The 7,165-nt window shown below is 37.4% G+C and carries 7 protein-coding genes; 1 reads left to right on the top strand and 6 read right to left on the bottom strand.

The annotated features are described in order from the left end of the window. Nucleotides 1-198, bottom strand: a 198-nt coding sequence (locus A9G42_RS07205) for an ESPR-type extended signal peptide-containing protein (RefSeq protein WP_218837730.1), incomplete at its 3' end; no start/stop codon positions are given. Nucleotides 199-436: 238 nt separating this feature from the next. Next, nucleotides 437-646, bottom strand: coding sequence for a hypothetical protein (locus tag A9G42_RS13660; RefSeq protein WP_065652362.1), 210 nt, complete (start codon nucleotides 644-646; stop codon nucleotides 437-439). Between the two features lie 789 nt (nucleotides 647-1,435). On the opposite strand from A9G42_RS13660, the gene A9G42_RS07200 reads away from it, so the two are divergent. Beyond that, nucleotides 1,436-2,833 (top strand): RtcB family protein, encoded by a 1,398-nt coding sequence (locus A9G42_RS07200; protein WP_065653067.1) that lies wholly within the window; start codon nucleotides 1,436-1,438, stop codon nucleotides 2,831-2,833. A 320-nt stretch (nucleotides 2,834-3,153) separates the two neighbouring features. Here A9G42_RS07200 and A9G42_RS07195 read toward each other — a convergent pair whose 3' ends face one another. The 4 genes from A9G42_RS07195 to dppB are packed head-to-tail and all read right to left on the bottom strand — an operon-like array spanning nucleotide 3,154 to nucleotide 7,087. Next, on the bottom strand, nucleotides 3,154-4,152 hold the full coding sequence (locus A9G42_RS07195; protein WP_065653066.1) for a peptide ABC transporter ATP-binding protein: 999 nt from the start codon (nucleotides 4,150-4,152) through the stop codon (nucleotides 3,154-3,156). Continuing rightward, nucleotides 4,142-5,119 (bottom strand): dipeptide ABC transporter ATP-binding protein, encoded by a 978-nt coding sequence (gene dppD, locus A9G42_RS07190; protein WP_065653065.1) that lies wholly within the window; start codon nucleotides 5,117-5,119, stop codon nucleotides 4,142-4,144. Before dppD ends, A9G42_RS07195 begins: the two co-directional genes overlap by 11 nt. 13 nt (nucleotides 5,120-5,132) lie before the next feature. Further along, the gene (gene dppC, locus A9G42_RS07185; RefSeq protein ID WP_065653064.1) at nucleotides 5,133-6,056 is read right to left on the bottom strand and encodes a dipeptide ABC transporter permease DppC; all 924 of its coding nucleotides are present in this window, start codon (nucleotides 6,054-6,056) and stop codon (nucleotides 5,133-5,135) included. A gap of 14 nt (nucleotides 6,057-6,070) precedes the next feature. Further along, nucleotides 6,071-7,087, bottom strand: a complete 1,017-nt coding sequence (gene dppB / locus A9G42_RS07180; protein ID WP_065581538.1) for a dipeptide ABC transporter permease DppB — start codon at nucleotides 7,085-7,087, stop codon at nucleotides 6,071-6,073. Nucleotides 7,088-7,165: the final 78 nt, after the last annotated feature.

Below are 7,165 nucleotides of genomic sequence, written 5' to 3'. Positions count from 1 at the left end.
ACTGATACTGACAAAACCCAATGATACAGAAATAAGAAAGGTTATCGGACTTAAATTGGCAAAAAGTGATTTTAATGCGGTTAGGCTTGAAGTTGAGTTGCTTTTTTCACCGCCTATCGGTGTCTTAGCAATATCAGCAACCACCATCTGCATGTTACGCTTTTTGTTAAAAATAACTCGATATAACTTCTTATTCATTGCTAATTCCTTATCCTTGATTTCTTGATTTTATTCGATATTGCCTCTGTAGTTCTAATACGGCATAGCTGACCGCGGTCTTGCCGTTTACTCATCAATAAGCTAATTACCTAACCTTCCAAGCAGCCACGCTCTACCTGTTATGTCAGTCTCTTTAATGGAATAAACCACGGTAATTGGTCTCGCTCCATTAACGCTACATGATCAATGTTAAAACAAGGTGCTTCAGTCGGAAAATCTATCCCTTTTGTGGTAACGTTCGGGGGGGTAATAAACGAATAGCGGGGGCGGTAGAACTAAGCCAATTTTGTCGTGCTTTTTGTCGTTCTTGCTGGTGGGGCAACTGCTGATCGCCCCGTGCCTGTATTGGGTGAACTTCAGCCAATACAGAGGTAAAGGGTAAGATCACAAAGGCTAAACTTACTAGATATTTTATAGAAACTTTCATCGGAAAACTTATTATCGTATCAATTTTATTCAAATGCTAGACAAAATTTGATCAGGATATTAAATGGCATTAGGCTCAATGTCCATATAAAATATTATTAAATAATATCTTTTTATATTATTTTTAAAGATATTTTTATTGCTTATGCAAGTTTACCTATTTTGGTTTTTATTGTAATTTTCTTGGATTAAAACATGAGGTGCAATTTTAAACTCGGTGAAGTGAAGACAATAGAAAGGTGATTTATACTCGCTACTTCGCACCACCACAGTTTAACGACTGCGATGCATTATAACCACTTTTCTAGGAAGGTATGATACCCGATTTTCGTATTATTCCAAGTTGGAAAAAATAAAAAAAGGTAGTTCAACGACTCAATAGATATCCTTCGACAATAGATTGTGAGATAACATAATCAAGCCTATCAAGCACATGATTCGTTAAATCGATATGGTTTAACTAATTGTTGTGATTATATTGAATCTTTTTTACACCAAATAGATAATAGGTAAACTAAAATTAGTTACTTTTTCTGTTAATACTATGATATAAGAAGAAAAACTTTTCGGCCTCGACTAAAGACGTATGTTATTACTTAATTATATTGGCTTTACTAAGTCAAAAAGATGTTGTTTAATTTGCAAAAAAATTAATAATTACTGACAACTTTACAATTTGTTATTTTTTGTATAAAATAAATGCGCTTTCCTGAATCGTGCTGCTGCAGGAAAACAGTAATTATCTTCTTAACAGAGGAGACCGTTTTTTATTGTTTTCTAGGTGGCAATGATGTCTACATTTACCCGTTTACAAAAACGTTTATCCCGACTAGGGATTGAAAGTCATTTTTATAATGATATTTATACTTTTAATCAACAAAATACGACCGCTCAAGTTTTATTACCGCAGGCTTTACCTTTAGAAGAAAAAGCTGTCAAGCAGTTACTGGATTTTGCATCGGTCAAGGTACCTAATAGCTTAGGACACGTGTGTGCCGCTCGAGCTACTCCCGATTTTCACCCAGGTGCAATTGTGCCAGTGGGCAGTATTGTGGCAACAACGGAAGATTTAATTATTCCAGCAGCTATTGGCACTGATATTAACTGTGGTATGCGCCTTTTAACAACGGGCTTAAGTTATGATCAAGTGCATGGCCAAAAATCAACAATTATTGCGCAACTAAAACGTGTATTATTGCAAGATGAGCGAGATGTTCCTGTTACGCCACAATCCTTTCAAGCGTTGTTTGATCAAGGAATCGCAGAATGGATTGCAGCATTACCACAACAAGGTTTGTGGCAAGAGGTTAATGTTAAGCGATTATTTGCCGAAATTAATCAAATATCAGGACAGACGTTAATCACTGCCGATAGCAAATATGCGCCAGAGGCCTTTTTTGAGTCACGCAGTATTATCCGTCCAGCAAGCTTAGGTACCGTTGGTTCAGGTAACCATTTTGTTGAGTTACAAATTGTTGATGAAATCCTAGATCGATACTTAGCTTATCAAATGGGGCTAAAGAAAGATGCTGTTGTGATAATGATTCATACTGGTTCACGAGATGTGGGATTTTATATTGGCAAGCGTTGGCAAGATAAAGCCAAAGAATTATGGCCAGTAAACGAAAAATATCCAACATCAGGATTATTTGGTTTGGCCGATGATAATGCTCAAAATTACTTGCAAGCTATGGGCGTTGCAGCACGTTATGCTTGGATCAACCGAATTGTTATCACGGAATTGATACGTAAAGAATTCATGGCGATTTTTAAACACGATAATAGTCAGTTAATCGTGGATATTTCGCATAATATTATTTTACCTGAGCATGGCATGAATATTCACCGCAAAGGAGCAACGCCAGCTAACCAAGAGGAAATCGTATTAATTCCCGGCTCGATGGGCGATTACTCTTATGTGGCGGTTGGTAAAGGGAATTCAGATTGGTTATGGTCTTGCTCGCATGGTGCGGGTAGAGCTGAAAGACGGCAATCAATGCGTAGCAAAAAAGTGGTGACTGATAAGGTTAATTTGCCATGGCAATGTGTTACCTTAAAAGAGGAACGTCTACGTGAAGAAGCTCCTGCGGCCTATAAACCGATTACGCCAGTAATCGAATCGCAAGAAAATGCTGATCTAATTCAGTCTGTGGTAAAACTTAAACCTTGGATCACGTTTAAAGCGTGATTAAGCAAACAGCCCAAGCTTTGTTAGTTTGGGCTGTTTTTATAATCAATTGCTATTTTTTAATTTTTACTATTGTATTATGTTTATGTTGCCGTATCACTAGGTATTGAGTGTGGAATAAATTGCGTAGTAAAAAGTTTTAAAGATTGAGCTTGTTTTACTCATCCAGCTCTCAGCATTATTACTTAATAAGTTTGAGGCAATATTTTTTAATCGATTTGGCATTCACATATAACAATCGGCAATTTCTATGTAAGTAAGAAAAATACAATAAGTAGGTTTATTATAGAATTTAGTGACAGAATTAACTGTCACTTTTATTATCCATGATTATTTTTTTCCTCTATACAGAAACAAGCAATTTTATGTTCGTTATAATTAATAAGTTGCGGTTGTTCAATTGTGCAACGTGGAAATGCTAAACGGCACCGAGCATTAAAAGCACAACCCAAAGGAGGATTAAGAGGACTTGGTAATTCCCCTTCTAATTTGATTCTATCTCGTCTAAGATCTGGATTTAATCTTGGTGTTGCTGATAATAGCGCTTGAGTGTATGGATGTTCAGGGTTACGATAGATTTCATCTTTCCGCCCTTGTTCAACGCAGCGCCCTAAATACATCACCATGACGTCATCAGCAATATGTTCAACAACCGAAAGGTCATGAGAAATAAAAACATAAGATAAACCTAGATCTTGCTGTAGATCCATCATCAGATTTAGCACTTGTGCACGCACAGAAACATCTAGTGCTGAAACGGGTTCATCAGCAACCACTATTTCAGGATCAAGCATTAAACCTCTTGCGATAGCAATGCGTTGACGTTGTCCTCCTGAAAACATATGTGGATAACGATTATAAAACTCTTCTTTTAACCCAACTTTTTTCATCATTGATAGTACTTTTGCTTTACGATCATTGGCTGTTAAATCGGTATTGATAATTAGCGGTTCTTCTAATATGGAACCGATTTTTTTGCGTGGATTGAGTGATGAGTATGGATTTTGGAAAACAATTTGGATCTTTTGGCGACGCAATTTTTGAGCTTGCAGGTCATCATCCAATAGATTCTGATCTTTAAAATAAAGTTCTCCTGATGTGGGTTTTTCGATCATGGTCAATAATCTTGCTAATGAGGATTTACCACAACCCGATTCACCAACAATCGCAAGTGTTTTGGCTTTACCTAATGTAAAAGATACACCGTCAACGGCTTTAACTTGTTTAGCTTCAGAAAAGAATCCCGTTTTAACATGATAATATTTTGTCAGGTTTCGGGCATCAAGCAGTAATTGTTTATTTTCCATATTATTGTTCATATTGTGGTATCCCTTCGCTTGATAATGGATAATGGCATTTTACTTTTCTAGTTGCAGAATAACTCATTAATGCGGGTTCTTCGGTATAACAGCGTTCGGTAGCATAAGGACAACGCGGATTGAGTAAACAGCCTGTTGGCCGATCATATTTTCCTGGTACGACACCCGATAACGATGCTAATCGTTCTTTGTCTTGCGTAAATTCTGGCAGCGAGCGTAATAATGCTTGTGTGTAAGGATGTAATGGTTTTTTAAAGATGATTTCAGCATCACCTATTTCAACAACTTGTCCAGCATACATCACAATAATTTTTTGTGCCGCTTCAGAAACTAACGCTAAGTCGTGTGTAATAAGAACTAATGCCATGTTATTTTTGCGTTGCAATTCTAGCAATAACTCGATAATTTGCCCTTGAATTGTAACATCAAGTGCAGTTGTTGGTTCATCAGCAATTAAGAGCTTTGGGTTACATGCAATGGCTATTGCGATCATGACGCGTTGGCTCATTCCACCAGATAACTGATGCGGATAAACATTTAATCGATTTTCTGCATCAGCAATACCCACTAATTTAAGCAATTCAATCGCTCTTGCTTTGAGTGCTTTTTTATTGCCACCTTGGTGAATTTTCAAGGTTTCAATGATTTGGTAACCTATGGTAAAACATGGGTTTAAGCTCGTCATCGGATCTTGAAAGATCATTGCCACATCTGCACCTACAATTTTACGACGCATTTTGGTTGAGATTTGTTGTAGGTCTTTACCATCAAAATATAATGCATTGGCATTGACTTTACCTGGAAAATCAATTAATCCCATTATGGCGAGTGAACTCACTGACTTTCCTGAGCCTGATTCACCCACAATGCCAACAACTTGCCCTTGTTCAACGTCATAACTAATGTGGTCTACCGCTTTAAATCCACCAAATTGAACAGATAATTCTTTTACTTCTAATAGTGCCATGACTGTATCTCCATTACTGCTTCAATTTAGGATCCAGTGCGTCTCGCAAACCATCTCCCATTAAGTTGAAAGCTAACACTGTCATTAAAATTACTAAGCCCGGAAAGGTGACTACCCACCATGCAGATTGTGCAAATTGCAATACGTCAGCAAGCATTGTTCCCCATTCAGGGGTTGGTGGTTGTGCACCCATACCTAAAAAACCTAATGCGGCCATGTCTAAAATCGCATTTGAAAATCCTAATGAAGCTTGCACAATTAATGGTGCTAAACAGTTTGGCAGAATATTTATAAACATCTGCCGTAAAGCACCAGCCCCAGCAACTCGGGAGGCAATCACATAGTCTTTATTAATTTCAGCAAGCGCTGCTCCGCGGGTTAAACGGATATAATGAGGTAACGCAACAAAAGCTAATGCGATTGAAGCATTCACAATCGATGGACCAAATATTGCGACTAAAACAAGTGCAAGCAGTAAACTGGGTAAAGCAAGCATGATATCGACAGCACGCATAATGATGTTGTCTAAAAAGCCACCTACATAACCCGCAATCAATCCCACTGAAATTCCTAAAATCAATGAGATGATGACGACTAAGCAACCAACTAATAAAGATAAACGGGCACCATAAATGAGCCTCGATAAGATATCTCTCCCCACATCATCTGTTCCTAAAATAAATTGCCAGCTACCATCTTTCATCCAAACAGGTGGCGCTAATAAGGCATCTCTAAATTGTTCAGAAGGAGAATGTGGTGCAACTAAATTAGCAAAAATAGCGAGTAAAACAACAATAATAATAAAGGCTAATCCAACGACAGCGCCTTTATTTTTTGAAAAATAAAACCAGAACTCACGCATAGGCGTTAATGGCTTAGGTTCAACCAAACTGGTGTCTATCGTATTGGTCGATTCAGTAATAACCTGTTTATTCATCTTTAAACACACTCTTATTTATGTCTAATACGCGGATTGATAACGCTGTATAACATATCAACTAATAAATTCACCAAAATAATCATGACCGCAACAAGTAAAACGCCACTTTGCACTACGGGATAATCTCGACGTTGTAGCGCTTCAATTAACCAACGACCAATTCCTGGCCATGAAAAGACTGTTTCGGTCAATATTGCACCTGCAAGCATTGTACCAACTTGTAAACCGATGACAGTCATCACAGGGATCATCGCATTGCGTAATGCATGAATAAGGATGATTCGCATTCGACTAACGCCTTTAGCTCGTGCAGTTCGAATATAATCTTCACTTAATACTTCTAACATAGAAGAACGGGTCATGCGGACAATGACCGCTAATGGAATGGTACCTAATACAATGGCAGGTAAAATTAAGTGAGTAACTGCGTCTATAAAATCTTCTTTTTCACCCCATAATAAAGTATCAACTAACATAAATCCGGTTAAAGGTTTACTTTCGTCTAAGAAAAGCATATCACTAACACGACCTGATACCGGAGTTAAATTTAAATGCACAGAAACTAACGTAATGAGCATCATTCCCCACCAAAAAATTGGCATGGAATAACCCGTTAAAGACAACCCGATCGCTGTATGATCAAATATTGAACCGCGTTTTACTGCTGCAAGCACGCCAATTGGAATCCCAAAACTAATTGCAAACAACATTGCGCAAAATCCAAGCTCAAAAGTTGCTTTAAATCGGGGGACAAATTCATCCCATACTGGAATTTGGCTTTTAAAAGAGATGCCTAAATCGCCATGAAACATGCCTATAATGTATTGAAAATATTGCTCATACAGTGGTTTGTCTAAACCAAATTGTGTTATTAGTTCAGCATGGCGTTCTGGTGTTAAACCTCGCTCTCCTGCAAGTATCGTAATCGGATCACCAGGAATAAGGTGAACGAAAATAAAAGTCAGCAGTGTAATGCTGATAAAAGTCGGGATAAGTACACCTAACCGTTTTAAAATAAATTGAAACATGTAGTGGCTCTTAAATATTGCTTCTAAACTATCGTTTATAAAATAGATAATTTTATATAAATATATTTATAGTACTCA

Origin of the sequence: Gilliamella sp. Nev6-6 (assembly GCF_001690605.1) — a bacterium.
In the GTDB taxonomy this organism is placed as follows: domain Bacteria; phylum Pseudomonadota; class Gammaproteobacteria; order Enterobacterales; family Orbaceae; genus Gilliamella; species Gilliamella apicola_C.
This window is presented reverse-complemented; position numbering and strand designations above follow the sequence as displayed.